Source organism: Streptomyces panaciradicis, from assembly GCF_023516615.1.
Lineage (GTDB): Bacteria > Actinomycetota > Actinomycetes > Streptomycetales > Streptomycetaceae > Streptomyces > Streptomyces panaciradicis.
The window spans coordinates 1-24,078 of record NZ_JAMGBF010000174.1 but is presented as its reverse complement, the minus strand read 5'-3'; the positions used below and the strand labels follow the sequence as shown (position 1 = coordinate 24,078).

Here is a 24,078-nt window from a genome sequence, read left to right as displayed (position 1 = left end):
CCCCTCAGTCCCGCGGCCCCACCACGCACCACTCCAGGACCGCCATCGCTGCCGTCATCTTGTGGTACGCCTGCCGCCAGGCGAGGCTGCGCTCGCCGTCCAGGATCTCGTCGGTGACCTCCTGGCCGCGTACGGCGGGCAGGTCGTGCAGGAAGACGGTGTCCGGGCCGCTGTAGCGGTCGAAGAAGTCGCGGTCGATCCGGAATCCCTCGAAGGACGCCAGCCAGTTGGGGTCGGCCTTGGGCACGCCCATGGTCTGCCAGCGGCTGGTGTAGATCGCGTCCACCGGGCCCTGGACGGCGTCCGGGTCGGTGATCTGGACGACCTGGTGCCGGCCGCCGCTCAGTTCCTCGACCAGGTCCAGGGTGCTCTTGGGGACCTCGTAGCCCGCGGGGCACAGCAGGGTGACGCGCAGCTCGGGGACGAGCGCGCCGGCCAGGGCGAGGGCGGCGCCGGAGCTGTTGCCCTCGCCGACGACGAGCAGGTGGCGTCCGGCGAGGCTGCCGAAGTGCTCGGTGAGCGTGGTCAGGTCGGCCACGGCCTGGGTGGGGTGCTCGTCCAGGCTGAGCGCGTTGACGACGGCGAGGTGGGGGCTGGTGCCGAGCCGGCGCATCTCCTCCACGTCGCCGTTGGTGCGCACGACGAGGGCGTCCAGGTACTGGCCCAGGACGCGGCTGGTGTCCTCCACGGTCTCGCCGGTGGACAGCTGCAGCTCGTCGGGGCCGAAGGTGATGACGTCGGCGCCCAGCCGGGTGGCCCCGCTCCAGAACGACGTACGCGTGCGGGTGGAGGACTTGCGGAAGTAGATGCCCACCTGGCGGCCGGCCAGCGGGCGGTCGGTGACGTCCCCGCGGCCGAACTCGACGGCGCGGGCGACGATACGGGCGAGCTGTTCGGGCCGGAGGTCGGCGAGCGAGATCAGGTTGCGCATGGCGGGAGGCCTTTCGGTGACGTACGGATGTCGGCAAGGACGGAAGGAAATAGGGAGGGTGGGAAAGGAGAGGAGAGGGAGGCAGCGGGTGAGGCGGAGAAAGGGGACAGCGGTCCGGTCGGGCCGGGCGTCAGTGGACCAGCGCCACGGACTGCCGGGCCGCCGTCTCCGCGCGGTCCGCCGCGAGCCCCCTGACCAGGTTGAGGACGCCGAACCGGCTGGCGCCCTCCCCCGTGGCGGGCAGCCGGCGGACCAGCCCCCGCAGCATCAGCGCGTGCACCTCGCGGGCCACGGTCGCGGCGGGGACGGCCAGGACGGCGGAGGCCTGCTCGGCGGTCCAGCCGTCGGCCAGCGCGCCCAAATCGCCGAGCAGGGTGGCCTGGGTGTCGTCCAGCCGGTCCACGGCCGCGGCGAGCAGGGCCCCCAGCCCCTCCTCGTTCACGTCGGAGAGGGCCGCGTCGTCCACCAGGTCGAGCGGGCTGGTCCGGGCAATGGCCAGCAGTTCCTCCAGCGAGTGCAGCAGCAGCCAGGACGCGGCGGACTCCATCGCCCGCGGCACCGCGTCCAGCGCGTGGCAGACCCGGGCCACCGTGCGCACGACGGAGTCCGTGGGCAGCAGGTCGGGGCGCATGTGGCCGACGTAGGACAGCATCAGCTCCAGCGCGGGCTCGCCGGCGGTGAGGGACTGCCCCGGCAGCGGTGAGGCGGCATCGGCGGACGGCTGCGGCGCGGGCAGCGGGAGCGGGGCGAGCGGCAGCAGACGGTTGCCGGGGGTGCGGTGCGGTTCCCGCGCGGTGATCAGCACCTTCAGCCGTTCGCAGCCGTGCAGGAGCTCCAGCAGCTGGGGGGCCAGGCGCGGTACGGCGTCATGGCCGTCGAGGACCATGAGGGCGGCGCGGTCACCGACGACCGAGGCCAGTTCGTCCAGGCCCGGCCCGCCGACGGCCAGGGAGCGCGCCCAGCCGGTGAGCGCGGCGCGCGGACTGCGCACGGTGGCGGACACCGGTTGCGGGACGGCCGTTTCCATGTCGACCCACAGCACGGGCATCCGGTCGCGGGTGTGCATCAGCAGCGCGGCCTCCTGGGCAAGCCGGGTCTTGCCGACGCCCGCGATACCGACCACGGTCAGCAGCCGCTCGTGCTCGGTGGCGAGCAGCCCGGTCAGCGCCCGCAGCTCCTCGGTCCGGCCGACCAGACGGCGCAACGGCTCGGGCGGCGGCGCCAGTTCGGCCCCGAACGCGTCGCGCATCACGCTGTCGGCGGGTGCGCCCTCGACGGCGAGTTCCAGCGCGGCGCGGCGGACGTCGCCCAGCCGCATGGCGTCGGCGAGCAGCCGGAGCGTCTCCCGGCGCGGGTGCCGTACCCGCCCCTGCTCCAGGTCACGGATGGCCCGCACGCTGACGGTGGACAGGCCGGCGAGCTGTTCCTGGGTGATTCCCGCCCACCGGCGTGCCGCTATCAGCTGTCTCGCGAGTCCGTCCGTCGCTGCCTGCTCCGTCATGACCACTCTCCTTGACTTGCGTGGGGGCCCATCGGCGAGGTCCTGTCCACCTCCCGCCTGGTAGGCCCACGGTGACGGCGGTGCTTACCGAACGCGTACCGCCTCGTTACCCAGGGCCAGGGAACGGGCTATGATCCGGGGCGGGCTGGGATTTGACCTGGGGGAGGCACCGGCATGAGCGATGCCGAGGCGGGTTCACTGCGCTTCAATGTGCTCGGCCCACTGGAGGGCTGGGCGGACGGATCCCGGCTCCGGTTAGGCGGACTCATCCAAGAACGTGTACTGGGCACCCTGTTACTCGAGCCCGGCCGCGTGCTGCCCATCAGCCGTCTCGTGGAGTCCGCATGGGCACAGAACCCGCCCGCCACCGCCTCCCACCAAGTACGCAAGGCCATCGCCTACCTGCGGCGGCGCATCCCGGACGGCAGCGAGGTCATCGTCACCGACGGCCCCGGCTACCGCGCGGTGCTCGCCCCCGAGCAGCTGGACCTCACCGAATTCGCGCTGCTGGTGAAGACGGCCAGAAACGCCATGAGCGAGGCCCGGCCGGGCGAGGCGGCCGAGGCGCTGCGCCGGGCGCTCGGCCTGTGGCGCGGGCCGATCCTGTCCGGGGCCGGCGGTCCCGTGATCGAGGCGGCGGCCACCGCCTTCGAGGAACGCCGCCTCGCCGCCGCCGAATACCTCTTCGAGCTGCGGCTCGGCTTCGGCGAGAGCAGCGAACTCGTCGTGGACCTGCGGGACTTCGTGCGAAGCCACCCGCTGCGCGAGACGCTGCGCGCCCAGTTGATGCTGGCGCTGTACCGGGCGGGCCGGCAGGCGGAGGCCCTGGAGGAGTACGGCCGGGTCCGCGAACTCCTGGTGGAGGAACTGGGCGTGGACCCCGGCCCCGGTCTGACCCGGGTGTACGAGGGCATCCTGCGCGAGGACCCGGAGCTGGCCGCTCCCCCTCCCCCTCCTCCCGCTCCCGTTCCCGCTCCGGCACCGGCGTCCCCGCCCGCTGCGGTACCGGCCGCGCCCGCGGAGGCGCTCTGCACGCTGCCCTACGACCTGGCGGACTTCACCGGCCGGGAGCGGGAGCTGACCGAGTTACTGGACTGCGCGGGACGGGACTACGCGCGTCACTCGCGGATCGTGGCCCTGGACGGCATGGGCGGCAGCGGCAAGACCTCGCTCGCCGTCCACGCCGCGCACCAGCTGGCCGACGCCTTCCCCGACGGCCAGCTCTACATCGACCTGCGCGGCTACACCCCCGGCGAGGAGCCGGTCACCCCGGGCGGAGCACTGGACAGCCTGCTGCGCGCCCTGGGGATACCGGGCGAGCGCATCCCGGAGGACCTCGCGGGCCGCACGGCGCTGTGGCGGGCGACGATCACCGGCCGGCGACTGCTGCTCCTGCTGGACAACGCCGCCGACGCCGACGGCGTACGGCCGTTGATGCCGACCGGGCCGGGCTGCCTGGTCCTGGTCACCAGCCGGGCCCGGCTGGTGGACCTGGACTCCGCACACTGGATCTCCGTCGACGTGATGTCGCCCCAGGAGTGCGCGAAGCTGGTCGCCGAGACCCTGGGCGAGCAGCGTTACGCCGCCGAGCCGGAAGCCGCCGCCGAACTGGCCCGGCTGTGCGGCCATCTGCCCCTCGCGCTGCGCATCGCCACCGCCCGGCTGCGCAACCGCCCCCGCTGGACCCTGCGTTACCTGGCCGACCGGCTGCGCGACGAGGCACGGCGGCTGGACGAGCTCAGCTCCGGCCAGCGCAGTGTCGCCGCCACCCTGCGGCTGTCGTACCAGGCCCTGGACCAGGAGTGCCGGACCGCGTTCCGCATCCTGGCGCTGCACCCGCGCGGCGACATCGACGTGCACGCCGCCGCCGCGCTGCTCGGCACCGACCCCCGGGACGCCGAGGACATCCTGGAACTGCTGCTGGACGTGCACCTGATGCAGCAGCCGGAGATCGGCCTCTACACCTTCCACGACCTGGTGCGCAGCTTCGCGCACAGCCTGCGCTCCGAGACCACGGAAGGCGACGACGACGCCTCGGTGCACCGGCTGCTCGACTACTACCTGACGGCGGCCGAGTCGGCGTGCCAGGTGATGTTCCCCGGCCGCCGCCAGATCCCCACCGGCCGCGAGGAGACACGCGTGCCGGTACCGCAGTTCGCCGGGCGCGGGCAGGCCGAGCAGTGGTTCGCGCGGGAACAGGGGGCGCTGCTGGGCATGGTCGGCGTAGCCCGGCGGCTCGGCTGCGATCGGCACACCGTGCTGCTGACCCGCAACCTGGCCTTCCAGCTCAGCGCCCGCGGACAGCTGGAGGAGTTCCGCACGATGGGCCTGGAGGCGGTGTCGGCCGCGCGACGGCTCGGCGAACTGCCGCTCCTCGGAGTCAGCCTGTCCAACCTGGGCGTGGCCTGCTGGAAACTCGGACGGTTCACCGAGGCCGTCGAGATCGCCACCGAGGGCCGCGACGTCGCCGAGCAGCTGGGCGACCTGCAGACCATGGCGCACAGCGAAAGCACCCTGGGACAGCTCAACAGCCTGCTCGGGCACTTCCCGCAGGCGCTGTCCCACCTGGAGAAGTCGATCGCCTACGAGCGCCAGCTGGGGGCGAGCCGTGCGGAGGCGGAGAGCCTGACACTGCTCAGCACGCTGTACGAGCAGTGGGGCCGCCACGAGGAGGCCGCGGCGGCCGCCCGCCGGGCGATCACCTTGTGCGACGAACTGGGGCGGCACGAGAACAAGCTCGTCGCACTGACCGACCTGGCGTTCGCGCAGGCCTGTCTCGGCGACGACGAAGCGGCCGAGGTGAGCCTGAAGCAGGCCCGCGCGCTGTGCGAGGACAACCGGGACCCCGGTCAGGTGGCTCTGACCTCCGCGCTGTCGGCGGAGGTCTGCCACCGGCTGGGCCGTGCCGAACGGGCCGCCGAGTTCGGGGAGCACGCGTTGAACACGGTCAGCTCAAACGTTTCTCCCCTGCGCCGTGCCAAGGTCGAGAACACCGTCGGCCGCTATCTGCTGCGCCGCGGCGACGCCGCGCCCGCCCTGTCCCTGCACGAGCGGGCCTACGAACTGGCCGGCTCCCTGGACTTCCGCATCGAGATGGCCTACGCCCACTCCGGCATCGCCCGCGCCCAGACAGCCCTCGGCCGGAACGAGGAGGCGGACCGGCACGAGCGGTCCGCGGAGGAACTGTTCACCGCGATGGGCGTGCCGGCCGGCCGGCGCCGCTGAACCGGGCCTCTCGCCGCGCCCGTACGACTGCGCCCCGTGGCCCGCCCCTTTCTGAAAGGGGCGGGCCACGGGGCGCAGTCGTGTCCGGGGTGCCTCAGAGGGCGAAGCTGGTCGGGCCGCGGTCGTCGGCCGGCGTGGCGACGGCGGCGGAGAGGGAGGAGGCGTGCGCGGCGATCACGGTCGGACCGCGGTCATCGGCCGGCGTGGCAGCGGAGGCGAAGGAGGCGTGCGCGGCGATCACGGTGGGGCCGCGGTCATCGGCCGGCGTGGCAGCGGAGGCGAAGGAGGCGTGCGCGGCGATCACGGTGGGGCCGCGGTCATCGGCCGGCGTGGCAGCGGAGGCGAAGGAGGCGTGCGCGGCGATCACGGTGGGGCCGCGGTCGTCGGCGACGACCCGCGCACCGGCCGAGTGGCCCTGCACGTGGCCGGTCTCGATCGTGGCTCCCAGGCCCAGGGCGAGGACAGCAGCGACGATTCCGACGAGACCAGCCGACTTGCGCCCCATGACGTATCCCCTTTACGTGGTATCCCCGGTTTTTCCCGGTTCCTCTTCCCGACACCACGCACTCTCCCGACCCCTGTTCCCGGACCGTTCCCCCGGCGATACCGCCTCCCGGGCGGGGCCGGGAAGGCAGGCGGTATCGGCAGGTGGGAGGGGGTATGACGGCCCGCGAGGGCATGCTTGGCCTGCCCCCGGCGCAGGGGAGGGACGGTGCCGTCGGGGCGAGGCGGCGCAGCGGTGCCGGGTATCCCGGTCCCGTGGCGGGGCGCGGACGGCCCTATGGGTACCGGCCCCGCCGGGAGCGCCGCTCGGTATGCGGCTCTGCGGGGGATGGTGCCGGGCGCGGCGGGCGGGTCCGCAGAGCGTTGCCCGAGGTCCGATGTCCCGCCTCCCCGGGGGCTTGCCCCGGCGCCGGCACCACTCCCCCGTCCCCGCTGGGTTCGGGCCTTCAGTCCCGACCCAGCACCGGCTCCCGGGCATACACCGTCTCGCCGGCCCCCAGTCGGCAACTGACCACGCGCGGACCGCGTTTGGTCAGCACGACGGTGGTCCAGGCGCGCCCGGAACCGACGTCCGCCAGGTCCAGCAGCGCCCGCACGGTCGAGCGCAGTGCCGCCACCTCGTCCTCGCTCGGCCGCTCCCGGCCGGTTTGCAGCGAGCCGGGACAGCGTCGCGGGACGATGTCCACGACCGTGTGCATGCCGCTGTCGCTCACCGTCTCGACGCTGAACTCGGGGCCCTCCCACGGCTCCTCGTCCGCGTACGGCACGGGCGGCACGGCCCCGTCGCCCTCGGCCCACCGTTCGACGGCCGACAGGTCCTGCAGAATGCGGCGCAGCCCTGCGGCGACGTCGATCCGGTCCGGCGGATGGGGATGCTTCATCGGAGACTCCTCCTGGAGAGAACTACTCCGGCACCCTGGAGCCTTGCGTTCCCGTTCGCGTCCCGCCCGGCTCCTGTCCGCACCGGCGCAGAAGAAGTCCGGCTCCCCCTCGCCTTCCGGCCCGGGCTCGGGGGATCTGTCGAGTGCACAGTCACCTCGACGTTCCCACGCACAGCCGTCAGGATCGGATGGGGCAGGTGCCGGCAGCCGGACGCCCCTGGAATCGGTCGGCCGTCCAGGCGAGCAGCTGCGGCAGCAGCGGTGAGCCGTCTCCGACGATGCCGTTGTGGTCCAGGCCCGGGTAGGTGCGGTAGTCGATCCGGTTCCCGGCCGCGCAGGCCGTGCGTGCGTAGGCGCGCTGGACGGCGGGCAGGACGAGCGGATCGCTCCCGCCTTGCGCGATCAGCACGGGTGCCGGGATCCGGCCGCGCGGGGTGTTGTCCGTGAGACGGCGCTCGAGGGCTCCGGTGAGGTGCGGGAGAAGATCGGTTTGTCGAGCATGAGGGAGGTGGTGATCGACGCGAACACTTCCGGCTCCGCCAGACACCGCCCCGCCCACTCACGTACCAGCCCGCGCGCGGCGGGCCGCAGGTACTCCCCCTCGGTCACATCCGGGTAGTGGTCGCGGTAGCCGGTGAACACATACGAAGCGAAGATCGCCCCACCCGGCACGGTGTCCAGGTTCGACACCAAAGCACGCAGGTCGCTGGCCGGGGCCAGCGCGGCCACCCCGGCCAACGGCACGTCGGGCGCGTAGGAAGCGGCGACCTGCCCCGTCCACAGGGCCGCGTGTCCGCCCTGGGAGTGCCCCCACACCGCCGTCTTGTCCGACAGCTTCACGGTGTGCAGTTGGCGGGCGGCGCGTACCGCGTCCAGGACCGAGCGTGCTTCTCCCTGGCCGATCAGGTACGGGTGCGGTTGCCTGGTGCCGAGTCCCACGTAGTCGGTGGCCACCAAGGCCCACCCTGCCTTGACGACACGCCCCAGGGCGGGCAGGGCTCCGGCCTTGAAGGGGTGTTTGAGCAGCGAGGGTGCGCACGTGGTGTCGACCCCCGTGGTGCCGTGCGCCCAGGCCACCACGGGAGACGGCCCCCCGCTGCCGCGCGGAGTCAGCACGATCCCGGAGGCCACTGCCGGCCGGCCGTCGGCACGTGTGGTGGTGTAGAGGATCCGGTATCCCGCTGCCCCAGCCGGCACGTCCCGGTCGAAAGCCTCACTGCGCAGGAGCTGTCCCGGTCGGTCCGGGACGGTCGACGGGGGTGTGTAGAAGGCGGTCACCGACGGCTCGCCCCGGTGTACGACCGCGCTGACCAGGGCCAGAACCGCGGCCAGCAGCAGCGACAGGCCGGCACCCACCGTCCGCATCCACCGCGGCCGCCTGCGAGCGGGCCGGCGGTCCACACCGCGGGCGCGGTGCACGGCCGCGAGGACGGTGCTGCAGCCGAACAGGACCGTCCGCGCCCCGAAGATCACCGCCACGACCAGGAGCGTGACGTCGGCCCACATCACAGCCAGCACGCCGAACACGATTCCGGCCGCCCCCTGGAGCACCCCGGCCACCCGGGCATCGCTCTGGTCGCGCACGGCCGCGATGACCGACAGCACGCCCTCCACCACGAGTCCGATGCCGGCCACCACGGACAGCAGCCCCAGGCTGATCGCAGGCACGGCCACAAGAGCGGCCGACAGCAGCAACCACACCACCCCGACGGCGACTTGCACCCACCGGCGCGGTGCGTGACCCGACTGCGCGACGGCACCGACTCCCATCACCGCAGCGGCGAAAGCCATCACCACCAAGAGGACCGACAGGGACCGAAACGGCCGCACCAGCAGCACCAGCCCCACGGCCACGCACACCACTCCGAGGACGCCCGCAACCCACCCCGGAACCCGCTCGAGCCTCAGCCCCAGCCACCGCTCCAGCCCACCGGCCTCACCCACGAATGGCTCCCCTCACCCACGACAGCCTTAACCGACCAAAACACCGCTATACCTCACAGATCGTGACGTAACGGAAAGAGGTGGGCCAAGGATGGCACAACGCCCCCAGTCAGCACACCCGCCGCCCGGCTCAGGCGGGTGCTGCGGTCCGCGGTGACGGCACCCGCCGTTGCCCGGCCGCGCCGCTCGGCGCCATCGACGACGACATGACAGCGAGCGCATCCGGACATCCGCCTCACACCGAAGAGCGCTTCGGGCGCTTTGCCCGCTTCAACCGGAAACATTCAAATCTGAGAGCAATGGGAGCTGACATGATCGTCAGGAGACTGCACGACGCAGGCGTCACCAGCGAGCACGCCTACACAGCGGCCGCCGCATCCATCGGGCTGTCCCTCGTGTCGTGGCTGGCATCCAGCCGAACGGAGAATGTGGAGCGCGCCGACCGCTGGGGCATCTTCGTCGGCGAGTGGGCTCCGACCTTCTTCGCTCTCGGCCTGGCCCTCGCCAACTATGAGCAACGTGCCGAGGACGCGGGGCGGACAGCGGTGTGACGTCCGGTGGCCCACAAAAAGCCGCACATCCTGCGGCCCGCACGGTTCGTCATGCGTGTCTGCTCGGAGCCGTCTTCGCTCTGATCGTCTCCGTCACCGTGGTGGACATTCTGACACCGCCCGAGGTTCACCTCGGGCCCTTCCTCGTGGCGGCGCCCGCGGTGACGGCGTCCTTCGCCGGGCCACGCCTGACCGGCTTCGTCGGCGCGGTCGCCGTGCTCGCCCAGGCCACGGTCGCGATCGTCCGGACCAGCCTGACCGACCTCAACCACACGTACCAGATCATCGCCTTGACACTCATCTCCGCCCTGGCAACGCTCTTCGCTTCCTTGCGAGAGCGCGAGGAGCAAAGAGTGGCGCGGCTGCGCTCCATCGCGCACACCGCTCAGAACGTGGTCCTGCGCCCGCTGCCTGAGCGCGCCGGACCGCTCGTCATCGCCTCGCTGTATCTGGCAGCCCAGGAAGAGGCACACATCGGGGGCGATCTGTACGCCGCCGCCCGCACCGCGAACGGGACGCGGCTGTTGATCGGAGACGCCAAAGGCAAGGGTCTGGACGCCGTCAGCGAGGCGTCGCTGGTCCTGGGTGCCTTCCGGGTCACAGCCGGCCGCACCCGTGAACTGCCGGAGCTGATCGCCCACCTGGACGCGGCAGTCGGTTCAGCCCAGGACACCGGCACCACTGACGTGGCCGGCGCGGCCCCCAGCGGTCCAGGCTCCGGCACGTGGTGGGAGGCGTTCGTGACCGCGCTCGTACTGGAGATACCCGATGACGAATCGGTGGTCCACATCGTCAGCTGCGGACACCCACCTCCGCTGCTTCTGAGGGACGGGCGAGTACTGCCGTTGGACGGTGTCGAGGCAGGTCTTCCGCTGGGGCTGTCAGACGCGGCACCGCCGCGAGTGACCGTTCATACGTTTCCCTTCGGCGGTGGGGACGCTCTCCTGCTCTACACCGACGGCGTCATCGAGACCCGGAACCCCCAACGGAACTTCTATCCCCTGACCGAACGGCTGGACACTCGAAGCGATCACGCTCCGCAGGCCCTCATCGATCACCTGAAGGCCGACCTGAAGTCCTTCGCAGGAGGTCACCTCGGAGACGACGCGGCCTTCGTCGCCGTCCAACGCCTGCATCGCCACAGCGAGTGATTCATCCAATCCGGCTGGACGGCAGATGAGGACGTCCGCGCACCGCGTCACGGCTATTCGCCCAGCAGAAGGATCTCCAAGAACTCCTGCGGGGCATCCCTGCAGACGTCGTGGCCACTGTGCAGGGTGTGGACGCACCAGGCCGGGTCGTGGGACAGCCGGTCGCGTACGGCGGTGAAAGGCGTGCCGTCCCACCCGGACAGATACACGTAGTCCCGGGTCGTGACCTCACGCAGGCCGGCCCCGTCCAGCCGGATCCGCTGGAGGAAGGAAGCCAGTGGATGGGCGGTCACCCGCGGGTCACTGCCGGGCCGCGGCTGGACCGTGTAGCCGTCCGCCGCCGCGCCGTCCAGGAACAGGCCGCGGTAGGCATCGGTGGTCAGGTCCCAACAGGACTGGCCGTCCTCGGGTACGTAGGCGTCGCAGTAGACCAGGCGGCGCACCACGCCGGACGGGGCGCGGTCGGCGGCACCGGTGATCACCATGCCGCCGTAGCTGTGCCCGACGACAACGGCGTCGCGGACCTCCTCGGCAGCGAGTACGGCGAGCACGTCGTCGATGTGGGTGTCGAGATTGACGTCGGCAGCGTTCAGGTGGGCGCGGTCGCCGACACCGGTGGGGGTGATGGTCAGCGCCCGGTGTCCGGCGGTGCGCAGCCGGTCGGCGAGGCCGGAGAAGTACCAGCCGCCGCGCCATCCGCCGGGAACGAGAACAAAGGTCGTCATGCAGGGGGGAACGATGCCCACCGGACGCTGATTCCTTCACGGGTAGGGGGAGTTCCGCGCGAGTCCTGCTCGTCCCTGCACCTCTCGAGCCGCGCTCCAGGCGGCCGTCGCCTTCGGCGCCCAGGGCGTGCGTGCCCTGGGCGCACCGTTGTGCTGGGCTTGTGCCCGGTCACGGGGTCTGGTGGCGGTACAGCCGTCCGTGGTTGCGCCACCAGAGCACTGTTTTGTCGGGTCCGCGCACGAAGTCGGAGCGGGTGCCGACCGGTTGGCCCTCGGCGTCGAGGTCGAGGGTGAAGTCCTGCTTGTAGAAGGCGGCTTGCAGCTCGGTGCTCTGGTCCTGGGCCGAGTCCTCTTCTTCGGAGGCGGCGTCGTCCTGGACGGCCGGGCCGTGGGCGGTCTGGGTGGCGTGCAGCCGTCCGTTGCGACGGGTCAGTTCCATGACGACGTCCTCGACGGCGCCTTCCTCATTGATCCGCTGGGCCATGTAGCGGCCCTCGTAGGGTTTGAGTTCCTGGCTGTTCAAGGTTTCGGCTGTGGCCGGCAGGTTGGTCACACCGGCGTACCGGCTCAGGGCCCAGTCGTCGGTGAACAGCTCGTCCCTCAGCCGCGTGCCGCCTTCGGAGTTGGTCAGCAGGGTCAGGGCGAAGCCGCGGCTGGGCACCATCAGGAAGCCCGAGATCTGGCCCGGCCAGGTCCCGCCGTGCTGCACGATGCGCCGCCCCTGGGCAGTCGGGCGCAGCATCCAGGTGACGCCCATGCCGTCGAGTTCCACGACCAGCGTGCCGCCGGGGCCGGGCCTGGAGCGCATTTCTTCCAGTGATGGCCGGCTCAGCAGGCGGGTGCCGTCGGGGGCCGTGCCGTCTCCGAGGTGGAAGCGGGCCCAGTTCAGCTGGTCGCGCACGCTGGAGATCAGGCCGCCGGTGGGGGCGAGGCTGCGGGGCTGGGGCCAGAAGGACGGCTCCAGTACGGCTTTGCCGTCGACGACGTTGTGGGAGGCGGCGACGTTGAAGCCGACGATCTCGTCGCTGGAGAAGCGGGTGTGGCCGAGGCCGAGGGGATCGATGACCAGGGCGCGCACGGCCGCCTCGTAGGTCTTGCCCGTCACCGCCTCGATGATCCGGCCGGCCACGCACAGTGCCGCGTTGTTGTAGGCGAACACCGTGCCGGGCTCGGTGAGTTGGGGCAGGCGTGCCATGGAGGCCACGAAGCGGGTCAGTGCGTCGTCGCCCTGGCCGAAGTCCTGGTAGTCGTCGCCCAGCCAGCCGGCGCTGTGGTTGAGCAGCTGGCGGACGGTGACCTGTGCCGAGGCGAAGGGGTCGGCCACCGCGAAGTCGGGGAGGTAGCGGCGCACCGGGGCGTCCAGTTCGACCTTGCCCTGCTCGGCCAGCCGCATCAGCGTCGTGCCGGTGAAGGTCTTGGTGGTGGAGCCGACCCGGAAGACGGTGTCGCCGTCGACCGGAACCGGATGGTCGACGTTGGTGACGCCGTAACCCTTGATGTATTCCTGGCCGTTGAGGAGCACACCGACTGCCGCACCGGGGATCGCATACGCCCGCATGGCCTCCTCGATCTTGGCGTCGAGGGCGCTGAACAGGGGGTTTGCGGTGTCGCCGGTGCCGCCGCCCTGGGGAGCGGATCGCGGGGACGCGGCCGCCGGTGGCGCGGTGGCCAGCGAGGCGGTCGCGCAGCCGACGGCGGCCGCGGTGCTCAGAAAGCCGCGGCGGGACCACCGTGGGTGCCCTGGACGGTCAGGCGGGGCGGCAGTGCGCTGGGCGCCGGAGCCGGCTGACAGCAGATCTTCCGTCACTTGCCGGCTCCCTCGCTGCCGGTGGCGAACGGCGCCGGTTTCACGGTGTTCACGCAGCGGGTGTCGGGGTGCTCGGGGTCGTCGAAGAAGGAGGTGATGACCTTCGCCCCGCAGGGGTTGTCGTAGGTGCCGTGGGCGACACCGGCCAGCGTCACCACGGTGGAGCGGGAGAGGGTGCGGGCCACGTAGCGCCCCCACTGCGCCCCGGTCTGGGCGTCGAAACTCCCGGAGATGGCGAGGGTGGGAATGCTGCTCGACGTGGCCTCGCGCACGGAGTCGGGCGCCTTCGGCACGTTCCAGGCCTGACATGCCTGGCGCAGGAACGGCAGCTGGGGCGCCTGGGCCAGGACCGAGCGGGGGAGCTCGGGAAAGGCCTGCCGGCCCTTGGCGAGCTGCTCCTGGGGCGTCTCGAAGGGAACCCACTCGCTGCACCACACGCTCAGCGAGAACCCGTGCGCGAACATCCCCTGCGAGCCGGGAAGCCAGGCGGACGCCCACTGCTGGGCGATGCGCTCGGGCCGGCCGTGGGCCAGCTCGTCCACGCCCACCGCGAAGGTCTCGGGGGCGTGACTGGCACGCACCATCCAGTTCAGCAGTGCTCCGCCGTCCAGGACCACCTTCACCCGGCCGACCTGCGGCACCGTCACCTGCGTGGTGACCGGATGCGCCTCCAGCTGACGCACCATGCGCAGATAGGTGGCGCCGATGTCCGGGTAGTGCTGCCGGCAGGAGGGCTGCGCCGCGCAGGCGCTCACGATGTTGTCGAACGACTCCCGCATGCTGCTCCACGTCCACCCGGGCGTCGCCACGGACGGCGGTACGACGCCGTCGACCGTCACGGAGCGGACGCCTTGGGGGAACATGCGCATGTAGGTCAGCGCCAGTTGGGTGCCGTAGGAATGCGACAGGACGTTCCACTGCCCGATTCCCAGGGCCGTGCGCAGGTCGGCCGCGTCGGCGGCGTTCTCGCTGGTGTTGTAGGCGGCCAGGTCGATGCCCTGGGCCGCGAGGCGGTCATGGCAGCGGGCCGCGGCCTGGGCGTAGAGGTTGCCGGTGGAGGGGGCGTCGTAGAGGAGGTGGACGCGTTCGCCGTAGAACCGGTCGATCTCCGGACACGTCAGCGGCCGCTCGGAGGAGTACGTGCCGCGCTGGGACAGGACGATCAGATCACGGTCGCGGTTCAGCCCCGCCTCGGTCAGTCCCGCGATGTCGGCCAGGGCGTCCGCGCCGGGCCCGCCGGTGAAGAACACGATCGGATCGGCGTGCGGCGTCGGGGACGCGGAGCGGACGCGTGCGACGGCCAGGCGGAGGGTGCGCGAGGACGGGTGGGCCCGGTTCTCCGGGACGACGAGGAAGCCGCAGCGGGTGTCCTTGAGCTCTCCGTACGTGGTCGGGCAGGCAGCGGGCACGAAATGTGACGGCTGCGTCCGCGCCGCCTGGAGTGGGGGCAGGGTGAGCAGGGTGCCCGGGAAGATCCAGTGGCCGCGGTCGCTGGAGGGGTATCCGTGCTTCAGGGCCTCGTGCTCGATGGTCTGCCGGTTGAGGTCGTAGACGCTGTCCCAGCGCAGGGCGTTGCCGAGGGTCTGCCGGGCTATGTCCCACAACGTGTTGCCGGCAGTGACGGTGTGCATCCCGGCAATCCCGGCGCTCGCGTCCGCCGGCCCGGACCCACCGGCCGGCCGGCCCGGCGACAGGCCGGACTGCGGCCGGCTCGACCGCGGGGAGGTGCCCTCCCCCGCTGCCGGTTTCTGACGGATGGCGGCCGAGCCGGGCGCGCCGTGGGCCGGGGCCGCGCTGAGCACCGTCAGACCGGCCAGGAACATGGCGGCTGCGGCAGCGGTGCCGCGATTACGTATGGGCATGTCGTCCTTCCCAGGCCATGCCGGTGGCTGTGCGCCGGCACCGCCGGACTCGTCACACAGGGGCGGGGGCGTCAGAGGCCATCCTGCAAAGGGGCTTCGTGCCCCGCACCGCAGCAGGCCCAATGGGGTCAGTCACGCGGCCGCCGCCATACGCGGCGGGTGGGCGGCCGTTTTCTGCCCGTGGACGGCCGCGGCGGGAAAGGCTCCCCTGCCGCTTCGCGGACATCCCCCGCCCCGCACGCTCGGGGCCACCGAGGTGGTGGTGAATCGACCCCCGCTGCGCGGAAGAGCGCTGCGCGCGAAGGAGCGCGGCTGGTGCTGTGACCGGGAAGGTCTGCTGGGTCGGGGCCGTTGTCAGAGCCTGCCGATAGCGTGCCGGGCAGCCCGATCCGCCTCCTCTTCCGGGAGAACAACCGTGGACATCCTGCTCATCGCCGGCCTGTGGCTCGACGGATCCGCGTGGGACGACGTCGTGCTCGAACTCGCCGCGCTCGGCCACCGTCCCGTGCCGCTCACCCTCCCCGGCCAGGGCGACGGCAGCGCCTCCGCGACGCTGGAGGACCAGTTGGCAGCCGTGGTGGCCGCCATTGACGCGGCGCCCGGGAAACCTCTGGTGGTCGGGCACTCCGCCGCGTCGAGCCTGGCCTGGCTGGCCGCCGACGCGCGACCGGAGAAGGTGGCCATGGTCGCCCTGATCGGCGGCTTCCCCGCCGCCGACGGGCAGGCCTACGCCGATTACTTCGCGATCCAGGACGGCGTCATGCCCTTCCCCGGCTGGGGCCCCTTCGAGGGAGCGGACTGCGCCGACCTGGACCAGGAGACCCGGGACCGCTTTGCGTCCGCCGCCCTCCCTGTCCCCGAGGGGGTCGCCAAGGCAGTCGTACGCCTGAGCGACGAGCGCCGCTTCGACGTCCCCGTCGTGGTCGTCTGCCCCGAGTTCACCCCCGCCCAGGCCAAGGAGTGGATCGCCGCCGGCGACAGCCCCGAACTCGCCCGCGCCACCCACCTCGAGTACGTGGACCTCGACTCGGGCCACTGGCCCATGACCACCCGCCCCCGCGAACTCGCCCGTCTCCTGGCGGAGGCCGCACGCGCGTGATGCCGTGGCCAGACGGGTGGTCAGGCCGCCGCCGGTCGTGGGCTGCCGCCCCGGCGGATGCCCTTTTCGCTACAGGTGCGGGCGCGTTCCTGCGGGCGCGTTCCTGCGGGCGCGTTCCTTGCGTGGGGCGGCGAGTATGCCGGGGCGGCGGGCTGTGGAGGTGCGCCGGCACAGATACGTAGGCGCCCTTGGAGCGGGCGACGGTGGTGATGGGGGTGCCAGGGACTGCCGTGCAGCCATGCGGGGCCTGCCGGGGTTCGGGGCCGCTGCCGCCCTCCCGGGCAGTTACGCACATGAGCAGCTTTACACCATTTGTGATCAAGTGGTGAGAATGCGAGCATTTCATGCTAAGGGGTGCATTCTCCATCGAGGGGATGATCGCTGGCTATGGAAGCGCTCCCTCTGGTCGGGCTCACCGAATTAACGCGCCGGACGGCGGGACATCCCGACATCGTCGTCGGCATGATCGACGGTCCGGTCGTCTCCGCGCACCCAGGGCTGCAAGACGCCCGGATCACGGTCACACGGGGCGGCCATACGGCCAGTTGCGTGTATCCCGGGCACCCCGCGTGCGTGCACGGCACGTTCATCGCCGGGATCCTGGCAGCACGGCGGGGCATCTCAGCGCCGGCGATCTGCCCGCAGTGCACTCTGTGCGTCCACGCGGTCTTCGCCGATCACGCGGCGCACGGCCGGACGGGGGCAGCCACACCCGACCATCTCGCCGACGGCATCGTGGCCTGCCTGGCAGCCGGGGCCCGGGTCATCAACATCAGCGCCGCCCTGTACCACCCCCGTCCCGACCACGAACGACGGCTGCTCGACGCACTCGACCTCGCCGCACGGCGAGGGGCGATCGTCGTGGTCGCCGCCGGGAACGACCGGGCCATCAGGAGCACGGCCCTGACCGGCCACCCGTGGGTCATTCCCGTCACCGCCTACGACCAGGCGGGGCGGGCCATGGGGCGGTCCAACCTCGGACGCTCGATCGGTCACCGCGGGCTGGGCGGTCCCGGCGACCGGGTGACCAGCCTCGGTTCGGATGGCGGGCTGCTGACCCAGAGCGGGACGAGCGTGGCGGCCCCCTTCGTCACGGGAGCGATCGCGCTGCTGTGGTCCTTGTTCCCGGACGCTGCGGCCCCCGAGGTCAGACTCGCCGTGACCGCCCCGAACAGGCGCAGGGCACTCGTGCCACCGCTGCTGAACGCGGCGGCGGCCCTGCAGTGGATGAGTCGTAGGAGGCGCCGTGTCTGACGCGGAAGAGCACCGTGGCCGCAAGCCCTTCAAGGTCCGGATGCCCGGATTCGTTCGCGACGAGGACATCGGGCTGGGCCAAGCCGTCAAGTACGTGACGGCACGAGCCGGAATCCGGCCGTGCGGCGGCTGCCGGCGGCGTGCTGCCGCCCTCGACCGCTGGGTCGTCCTCTCACCCCGGAACCGCAACTGATCCCAGTGCCGCGCGGGCACGGAGGAGGAAAGCCGGATGGCACACGACACACACGCTCAACCGGTCCCCGAATCGGCAACCGGCCAAGCGGCAACCAGCCAAGCGGCACCCACCCAGGCTCCGCCACCCGCACCACAGGCGCCGTCCCGAGCGGAGCCGGCCGAGCTGCCTTCGCCGTCAGAGCCCATGGGATCGGCGGCCGGACCCGCCACGGTGGGCGCCTGCTCGTCGTGCGCCGCCTCCGCGGCCGCGCAACGAGCCGACGCATACGCCCAGCCCGACGAGGACCTTGCCTCTTCCCCGTATGTGTACGCGATCGGCCGGATCGAGGCCCGCTTTCCCCGCCTGTCGGTCGAGAAGGAGTTCGCCCAGGTCTCAGGGCGTTCCGACAGTGCCGGTCTGACGGATGCGCAGCTTCTGCAGTCAGTACTGTCGGAACACCGCTATCTGGCCCGGCTGATGTGCTGGGTGCTGCTGGTCCGCGAGATCGAGACCTACATCCTCCTCCCCCAGGACCCCATGGAACTGCAACTGCTGGTGGACGCGGTCCGGCCGGACCCCTCGCTGATGGACCTCGACGTGGTGATCGGCCGAAGGGGACCTGTGGCTTCTGCGGACACGTGCAACGGCCTCACTGTGCCCCTGGTGGCGGTCGACCAGATCTACTCCTTCGACCGGGAGTTGTTCCGCAGATCGATCCCCAAGCCGGACAGCGTCCCGGACGAGCAGTTCCAGGCGGTCACCGCGAAGGTGCTGGACCTGATCCTGCAAGTCGCCGACAACGCCGGGGCGACCGAGGACCACCGAGCGCTCAACTACCTCGCCATGCGCTATCCGGAGATCTACAAGCGGACAGCGCGGGCGTTCGACGAGGACTTCTCCCTCAGTGGCGTGAATGTGCAGCGGTCCTCACTGGGCGGCGCCCGGACCGTCGTGGACTGCATCTTCACCTACACCCACCGCAGCACGGGCTTCACCGAGAAGGCCGCCGTCTCCGTGGACGTGACCGACGAACTCCCCTTCCTGGTCAGCCCGCTGTCCACCTACTACGACCGCTTCAGCACCCGATGAGGGGATGAGCACGATGACTCTCCCAGGCTTCACCGCCGACCACTCCATCTACCGCAGCCCACGCCCCTACCGCACCCGGGGCAGCAGCCCCACCGCCGGTGCCGGCCGCAACAGCGTGCTCCCTCAACAGGACGCCGTCTGCTGCGGGAAGTACTGCAGCGGGCTGTGCTCCTGCCAGGGCGGACACGGCTACTGCTCGCCGGCCGTGAAGGAGGAAGCCTCCGGCAACCGAGCACTCCTGCAAGCCACCGACAGCGTCGGGATGGCCCTGGACGCCTGCCATGCCTCGGAGCCCATCAACGGCGCCCAGGCGTTCGCCGTATGCGAGAACGGCTGCTGGGCAACCAAGCACGACGCCGGCTGCCTGTGACGGCAGCTGTGACGCGCCGCAGCCACTTCGGTGACGATGGCCTTCTGCGCCGCGGTGGCTGAGCTTGCGGACCGCCCGTCGCCACCCGCCTGAAGATCACGTTGTGGCTTCGGCCCCGGCGGCGTCCGGCAAGAGGGCCAGGAGCTGTTTCGTGTGGCCGGGCAACTCCACTTCTGCGAGGCCGGTGATGAGGTCCCTGAGCGGCATGGGCTGATCAACCAGGAGTGTGTCGTTGGACAGCAGCAGGGTGGGCACCGACGTGTCGAGTTCGGCCTCGCTCAGCATCGGCCCGCCGAGTGCGCACAGGGCGTCCCCTTGGAGACGGATGCGGTCTCGAAGCCCCGCGCTGCCGCCGGCGAGCGTGATGACACGTTCGATGGTCCAGGTGTCGAGCGCTATGCGGTTGTCATACGTCGCTGTCGCCCCGGAAGCGACGGAGGAGACGGCGGCGATGGTGGCGGCATTGATGAGGGCGACATGCCCCAGGATCTGGTCCGCGTTCCACTCACCGGCCGGCGGGACGGGACTCGTGTCGCCGGAGTCGGCCACTGTGGCGGCAGCGTCCAGCAGCGCGCGGTAGGCGTCCCGAAGCGGGGCGGTGTCCATCGTGTTCTTCTTTCTGCCGTCGCGTGTGGAGCGGATACGGGAAGGGCTGGGGCGAGTGCCGTCTCAGGCACGCGCGCGAGACATCTCCCAGCGTGCGCACAGCTCGTTCAGGGTCTGGCCGTTGTGCTCGCGCAGACGGTCAAGCAGGAGTCGCCTGGTGTATCGGCCGGCGCTTTGAAGACCGAGTCCGTCGCTTCGAGGCTCACACCTCGATTATGCAGGTAATTACCTGCATAATGTCAACGACGAGCCGTCGCCGGCCGGAGCGAGGGAGGAGCCGGTCGGGTCGGCAGCGACACGGGCAACCACTGGAGCTCTTGCCGGGCGGTTGTCCTTCTTCGCCCGCTCACCGCGCCATCTGCCAGAGGCTGGCGACCATACGTCCGGGCGCGGGCCGTCGACGGCCGTGTTCCAGCCGTCGGCCGGCGCCCGCATCGCGCTGCCCGCGTGCGGGTCGCCGGGTGGATCCACGCGCACTCGTGCCCGGCCGCGAGATCAGCAGCCGTCGACGGCCCCCACCTGTCAGCCCGCCGAGCCCGGCGCCGCGACGCGCCACTAGGAAAGACGCAGACGTCCGCGCAACAGGTCCCGGCTCTCCTCGGGCCCCAGGCTCTGCTGCTGGAGTTCCTCCAGCACTCGCACGTACTGGTGGACCTCCTCGCGTCTGTCCAGGAAGAGCGCGCTGGTGAGCTGTTCGAGATAGACGACGTCCGAGAGCTCGTCCTCGGGGAATCCGAAGACGGTGAAAGCCCCGCTCTCCGCGCAGTGGCCGCCGAAGCTGAACGGCACGACCTGCAGCCGCACGTTGGGCCGTTCGGACAACTCGATCAGGTGCTGAAGCTGACCGCGCATGACGCCACGGCCGCCGTAGGGGCGCAGCAGGGCAGCCTCGTCCAGGACGACGTGGAGGTCGGGGGCGTTCTCCCGGAAGAGGATCTTCTGGCGTTCCAGGCGCAGTGCCACACGCCGGTCGATGTCGGCGGCGTCGGCGCCCTTCATGCCGCGGCTGATGACGCCGTGGATGTAGGCCTCGGTCTGCAGCAGCCCGTGCACGAACTGCACCTCGTAGGCCCCGATGAAGGACGCGGCGCCTTCCAGGCCGACGTAGGTGGCGAACCAGTTCGGCAGCACATCCGAGTAGCGGTGCCACCAGCCGGCCAGGTTCGCCTCGCGGGCCAGACCCACGAGTGCGGCGCGCTCGGCCTCGTCCGTGATGCCGTACAGCGTCAGCAGGTCTTCCACGTCGCGTGCTTTGAAGCTCACGCGGCCCAGTTCCATCCGGCTGATCCTCGACTCGGACGCGCGGATCACATAGCCCGCGGCGTCGCGCGTGATCCCCCGGGCCTCCCGGAGCCGCCTCATGTGCGAGCCGAGCAGCATGCGCTGCGCCACCGAGCCGGTGACACGAGCCTGATCGCGGGTGGTGCGCGCACGCAGCCGCTGGGCGCCCGGACTGCCGAGGGAGGAGCCCTCCAACAGGGCGTCGAAATCGTGACCGTGGTCAACCATGCTGTCCACCGCCTTGGTGCCGTTGCGACTTCTTCCGCCACCTGTAGAGCAGTCCCTCGATGACGCGGACCGACTTCTCGTCGAGCAACTGCTGGATCTCTTCCTGCGTGTAGTCGTCCAGTGTCAGGGCCACGACGGTCCGCGTCCTGGGGTCGGCGATGTTGTTCAGCTCCTCACGGACCCACAGCCTGCCCAGGACCTCCTCGGCAGTGCCGCGCGGGCTGACCGGGTTCTCGTACACCGCTTGTTGCCGTTTCAGGGACCGGCGTTGCCGTTCGGCGTCTGCGCGGTGTCTGCGGAACTCGTTGGGGAAGCTGTACAGGCAGGCGCCCATGAAGTACGTCGTGATGCTGGCGCCGCCCTCGAAGCTCCAGCCGCCTTCGACGAGGGCCTTTTGCCGGAAGCGGGGTAAGGCGCGGGCGACGGTCATGCTGGCCAGTTCCTCGCGCACCTCGCTGTGGGTGGCCAGTTCCTCCAGGTCGAGCTCATGCGGGTTGAGACCGAAGCCGCGGTGGGCGACGAGCTGGAATATGAAGCCGGAATGCATCCATCCGCGCAGGACCGAGATGCCGTAGCGGACCAGCTCCTCCACGAAGAGGTCGTACCGCGACCCTTGGAAGTCGTCCTGCGCGAGGAGAAGAAGGAGCTGTTCGTCCTTCAGTCTCCTGTCGACGTTCTGCTGCAGCCGCCGGCTGTGCCGTCCGTGCCGCACGCTCATCCGACGCAGATCGTCCTGGGACACCGGCGCATCCAGATCGCTCCTCTGCGACCGGCCCGAAGGTTGTAGGTTCCGGGCGTGCGCGGCCGCGGACTGACTGCCCGCGACGTCGCCCTCCATTCCCTCTCCCCTTCGGTTGTCTGTGCCGGCCCTCACGGTCCGGGGTCCCTGCGCCGCTCCCTTCTACGTGGCGCTGGACGCCGTACCCCACGGACATTCTCGAAATTCTTCTCCGGACCGTGGACGCGAAAGAGCCCCGTGGGGCAGCGGGCCGGCGGGCACGTACGAGCCGGCATCCGAAGCAGAGAACCCTGCGGAGATCTGCCGCACCAACACCCTGGGAGAAGCTGATGAGTTCAGGCCGCAGCACCCGTCCGGACCCGGCCGAGCCGGGGCCGTTCATCACCCTGCACACCGCTGTCGTACTCCTGGCCGCGGTCGTCATCGGCCTGGCCGTCGCAAGCCTGTCCCACCTCAACGGCGCCTCTCTGGCGGGCGCGGCCCTGGCAGGTCTGCTCAGCACCGGCGGAAGCGTCCCCGTCCTCCGTCACCTCATCAGATGACGTCGGCCGGCTCCTGCCGTCGGGAACATGGTGTCTGCCGTGGGGAGCGTCTCCCGTCCGCCGCCGTCGGTGAAGCTGCGCAGTGGCGGCGGGCGACCTCGGTCTCTGACCTGACTGTGGCGATACGGACGGCGGTCTGCCGGACTGACATCGCTCGCCGGCCATCGAGCCGTCCGGGTTTCGCAGCGGAGCGCGCCGGCCCGCCCGCAGGCAGGCGGCATTCCTTGCGCCGGGACGGTCTCGCCGACACACAGACATTTGACGAATGATAGGCACTGGGTATCATTCAGTCATGCTGTATGCGACGCCGTCCCTCACCGCATTCGATGCGCAAGTACTCGAAGAGATCGCCTCTATGCGCCGCGACCTGCAGCACGTCGTCCAGCAGAGTCCCATGAAGTGGACGGCCGACCTCAGGCGGTCACTGACGGCATCGGCCATCGCAGCGTCCAACACCATCGAGGGCTACCGCGTCGATCCGGTCGACGTCGCCGACCTCCTCGACGGTGAACGCGAGAGCGTCGACGCCAGCGAGGAGGACAAGGCCGAGACCCTCGCCTACCAGCAGACGATCACCTACATCCAGTCCCTGTGGGACGTGGAGGACTTCACCTACTCCAAAGGCCTGCTCAACGCCCTGCACTGGATGCTCCAGGGACATCACCACCCCCATCGACCGGCCGGCCGGTGGCGCAGAAAGCCGATCTTCATCACGGCGGCCGGCGACCCGCACGCCACCGAATACGAAGGCCCCCACGAGGACGACGTCCCCGCTTTGATGGGCGAACTCGTCGACTGGCTCAACCACGGCGACCTCACGGCCGATCCCCTCGTCCGCGCCGCCATGGCCCACCTCAACCTCGTCAAGATCCATCCGTGGACCGACGGCAACGGGCGCATGTCCCGCAGCCTGCAGACCCTCCTCATCGCCCGCCAGGGGGTGCTGGCACCGGAGTTCTCCTCCATCGAGGAATGGCTGGGCATGCCCGGCCACACCTGGGAGTACTACCAGGTACTGCGCGACGTGGGAGGACCCGTCTACTCCCCCGAACGCGACACCCTGCCCTGGGTCCGCTTCAGCCTGCGCGCCTACCACGAGCAGTCCCAGCGCGTGCAGCACCGCGTCAAGCGCTCCACCGACGTCTGGCTCGCACTCGCCGAGCACGCCGAACGCCTCCACCTCGCCGAACGGCAACTCACCGCCCTGCACGAAGTCGCCATGACCGGCCGGGTACGCCGCTCCCGCTACGAAAAGGCAGAAGCCCTCAGCAACCAGCAAGCCGTCCGCGACATCCAAACCCTCACCCGCACCGGCCTGCTCACCCCCGTCGGCAACACCAAAGCCCGCCACTACACCGCCGGCCCCGCCTTCCCCTCCGACGTCCTGGCCACCGCCCACCGCCGCCACACCATCACCAACCCCTACCAGGACGCATGGCACCAGCGCTGATCCTCCACCTGCCAGCAACCTAAAACCGACTCGGCGATCACGCCTTCGGGGATGTCTGAAGTCATCTACTGCGCGTGCGCCGAGCTTGCCGCGCCGCAGGTGTGAGACGCCTTGCTCGCGTCAAGGGAGACGAAGGCGTGCGCCGTACCATGACGGCACACGG

Annotated in this window: 22 protein-coding genes and 1 pseudogene; 10 read left to right on the top strand and 13 right to left on the bottom strand. The window is 70.9% G+C overall.

The window, feature by feature from the left end; genetic code table 11:
* Nucleotides 1–4: 4 nt before the first annotated feature.
* Together M8J74_RS38270 and M8J74_RS38265 are read right to left on the bottom strand one after the other, a co-directional pair.
* A complete protein-coding gene (locus tag M8J74_RS38270) occupies nucleotides 5–931 on the bottom strand; it encodes an ornithine carbamoyltransferase (RefSeq protein ID WP_249840843.1) in 927 nt (308 codons plus the stop codon).
* A 130-nt stretch (nucleotides 932–1,061) separates the two neighbouring features.
* A complete protein-coding gene (locus M8J74_RS38265; RefSeq protein ID WP_249840842.1) occupies nucleotides 1,062–2,432 on the bottom strand; it encodes a helix-turn-helix domain-containing protein in 1,371 nt (456 codons plus the stop codon).
* A gap of 174 nt (nucleotides 2,433–2,606) precedes the next feature.
* Between M8J74_RS38265 and M8J74_RS38260 the strand changes: the two genes are divergently transcribed.
* On the top strand, nucleotides 2,607–5,657 hold the full coding sequence (locus M8J74_RS38260) for an AfsR/SARP family transcriptional regulator (protein WP_249840841.1): 3,051 nt from the start codon (nucleotides 2,607–2,609) through the stop codon (nucleotides 5,655–5,657).
* 94 nt (nucleotides 5,658–5,751) lie between these two features.
* Here the strand turns inward: M8J74_RS38260 and M8J74_RS38255 are convergent, their stop codons facing one another.
* From M8J74_RS38255 to M8J74_RS38240, 4 genes are all read right to left on the bottom strand, one after another.
* The gene (locus M8J74_RS38255; RefSeq protein WP_249840840.1) at nucleotides 5,752–6,162 is read right to left on the bottom strand and encodes a hypothetical protein; all 411 of its coding nucleotides are present in this window, start codon (nucleotides 6,160–6,162) and stop codon (nucleotides 5,752–5,754) included.
* A gap of 445 nt (nucleotides 6,163–6,607) precedes the next feature.
* Nucleotides 6,608–7,042: an ATP-grasp domain-containing protein gene (locus tag M8J74_RS38250; RefSeq protein WP_249840839.1), complete on the bottom strand. Its 435-nt coding sequence runs from the start codon at nucleotides 7,040–7,042 to the stop codon at nucleotides 6,608–6,610.
* A 178-nt stretch (nucleotides 7,043–7,220) separates the two neighbouring features.
* Nucleotides 7,221–7,451, bottom strand: a complete 231-nt coding sequence (locus M8J74_RS38245; RefSeq protein ID WP_249840838.1) for an alpha/beta hydrolase family protein — start codon at nucleotides 7,449–7,451, stop codon at nucleotides 7,221–7,223.
* Complete coding sequence (locus M8J74_RS38240; RefSeq protein WP_249840837.1) at nucleotides 7,445–8,986, bottom strand: lipase family protein; 1,542 nt, start codon at nucleotides 8,984–8,986, stop codon at nucleotides 7,445–7,447. The genes M8J74_RS38245 and M8J74_RS38240 overlap by 7 nt, the downstream gene beginning before the upstream one ends.
* A 311-nt stretch (nucleotides 8,987–9,297) precedes the next feature.
* Here M8J74_RS38240 and M8J74_RS38235 point away from each other — a divergent pair, with 311 nt between their 5' ends.
* A complete protein-coding gene (locus M8J74_RS38235) occupies nucleotides 9,298–9,537 on the top strand; it encodes a hypothetical protein (RefSeq protein WP_058920515.1) in 240 nt (79 codons plus the stop codon).
* On the top strand, nucleotides 9,534–10,688 hold the full coding sequence (locus M8J74_RS38230; RefSeq protein ID WP_249840836.1) for a PP2C family protein-serine/threonine phosphatase: 1,155 nt from the start codon (nucleotides 9,534–9,536) through the stop codon (nucleotides 10,686–10,688). Before M8J74_RS38235 ends, M8J74_RS38230 begins: the two co-directional genes overlap by 4 nt.
* A 53-nt stretch (nucleotides 10,689–10,741) precedes the next feature.
* Here M8J74_RS38230 and M8J74_RS38225 read toward each other — a convergent pair whose 3' ends face one another.
* The 3 genes from M8J74_RS38225 to M8J74_RS38215 all read right to left on the bottom strand — a co-directional run bounded on the left by M8J74_RS38225 (nucleotide 10,742) and on the right by M8J74_RS38215 (nucleotide 15,082).
* The gene (locus M8J74_RS38225) at nucleotides 10,742–11,413 is read right to left on the bottom strand and encodes an alpha/beta fold hydrolase (RefSeq protein WP_249840835.1); all 672 of its coding nucleotides are present in this window, start codon (nucleotides 11,411–11,413) and stop codon (nucleotides 10,742–10,744) included.
* A 169-nt stretch (nucleotides 11,414–11,582) separates the two neighbouring features.
* Nucleotides 11,583–13,220, bottom strand: a complete 1,638-nt coding sequence (locus M8J74_RS38220) for a serine hydrolase domain-containing protein (protein ID WP_249840834.1) — start codon at nucleotides 13,218–13,220, stop codon at nucleotides 11,583–11,585.
* Nucleotides 13,217–15,082: an alpha/beta fold hydrolase gene (locus M8J74_RS38215; protein ID WP_249840833.1), complete on the bottom strand. Its 1,866-nt coding sequence runs from the start codon at nucleotides 15,080–15,082 to the stop codon at nucleotides 13,217–13,219. Before M8J74_RS38215 ends, M8J74_RS38220 begins: the two co-directional genes overlap by 4 nt.
* Nucleotides 15,083–15,497: 415 nt before the next feature.
* Between M8J74_RS38215 and M8J74_RS38210 the strand changes: the two genes are divergently transcribed.
* The 5 genes from M8J74_RS38210 to M8J74_RS38190 all read left to right on the top strand — a co-directional run bounded on the left by M8J74_RS38210 (nucleotide 15,498) and on the right by M8J74_RS38190 (nucleotide 19,069).
* Nucleotides 15,498–16,181 (top strand): alpha/beta fold hydrolase, encoded by a 684-nt coding sequence (locus M8J74_RS38210; RefSeq protein ID WP_249840832.1) that lies wholly within the window; start codon nucleotides 15,498–15,500, stop codon nucleotides 16,179–16,181.
* Nucleotides 16,182–16,568: 387 nt separating this feature from the next.
* Complete coding sequence (locus M8J74_RS38205; protein ID WP_249840831.1) at nucleotides 16,569–17,435, top strand: S8 family serine peptidase; 867 nt, start codon at nucleotides 16,569–16,571, stop codon at nucleotides 17,433–17,435.
* The gene (locus M8J74_RS38200; RefSeq protein WP_249840830.1) at nucleotides 17,428–17,628 is read left to right on the top strand and encodes a hypothetical protein; all 201 of its coding nucleotides are present in this window, start codon (nucleotides 17,428–17,430) and stop codon (nucleotides 17,626–17,628) included. The genes M8J74_RS38205 and M8J74_RS38200 overlap by 8 nt, the downstream gene beginning before the upstream one ends.
* 186 nt (nucleotides 17,629–17,814) lie before the next feature.
* Nucleotides 17,815–18,699, top strand: coding sequence for a cyanobactin maturation protease PatG family protein (locus M8J74_RS38195; RefSeq protein WP_249840829.1), 885 nt, complete (start codon nucleotides 17,815–17,817; stop codon nucleotides 18,697–18,699).
* A 13-nt stretch (nucleotides 18,700–18,712) separates the two neighbouring features.
* Nucleotides 18,713–19,069 carry a hypothetical protein gene (locus M8J74_RS38190; protein WP_249840828.1) on the top strand — a complete coding sequence of 119 codons (357 nt, stop codon included), beginning with the start codon at nucleotides 18,713–18,715 and terminating at the stop codon, nucleotides 19,067–19,069.
* A gap of 96 nt (nucleotides 19,070–19,165) precedes the next feature.
* Here the strand turns inward: M8J74_RS38190 and M8J74_RS38185 are convergent, their stop codons facing one another.
* The 4 genes and pseudogenes from M8J74_RS38185 to M8J74_RS38170 all read right to left on the bottom strand — a co-directional run bounded on the left by M8J74_RS38185 (nucleotide 19,166) and on the right by M8J74_RS38170 (nucleotide 21,902).
* Nucleotides 19,166–19,675 (bottom strand): hypothetical protein, encoded by a 510-nt coding sequence (locus M8J74_RS38185; RefSeq protein ID WP_249840827.1) that lies wholly within the window; start codon nucleotides 19,673–19,675, stop codon nucleotides 19,166–19,168.
* Between the two features lie 75 nt (nucleotides 19,676–19,750).
* Nucleotides 19,751–19,881, bottom strand: a pseudogene (locus M8J74_RS44890) (ArsR family transcriptional regulator); the annotation flags it as partial.
* Between the two features lie 349 nt (nucleotides 19,882–20,230).
* Nucleotides 20,231–21,055, bottom strand: a complete 825-nt coding sequence (locus M8J74_RS38175; RefSeq protein ID WP_249840850.1) for a Sco1979 family transcriptional regulator — start codon at nucleotides 21,053–21,055, stop codon at nucleotides 20,231–20,233.
* A 121-nt stretch (nucleotides 21,056–21,176) separates the two neighbouring features.
* Nucleotides 21,177–21,902 carry a hypothetical protein gene (locus tag M8J74_RS38170; protein WP_249840826.1) on the bottom strand — a complete coding sequence of 242 codons (726 nt, stop codon included), beginning with the start codon at nucleotides 21,900–21,902 and terminating at the stop codon, nucleotides 21,177–21,179.
* 350 nt (nucleotides 21,903–22,252) lie between these two features.
* Between M8J74_RS38170 and M8J74_RS38165 the strand changes: the two genes are divergently transcribed.
* A complete protein-coding gene (locus M8J74_RS38165) occupies nucleotides 22,253–22,465 on the top strand; it encodes a hypothetical protein (RefSeq protein WP_249840825.1) in 213 nt (70 codons plus the stop codon).
* A 292-nt stretch (nucleotides 22,466–22,757) separates the two neighbouring features.
* Nucleotides 22,758–23,915, top strand: a complete 1,158-nt coding sequence (locus M8J74_RS38160; RefSeq protein WP_249840824.1) for a Fic family protein — start codon at nucleotides 22,758–22,760, stop codon at nucleotides 23,913–23,915.
* The last annotated feature ends 163 nt before the right edge of the window (nucleotides 23,916–24,078 follow it).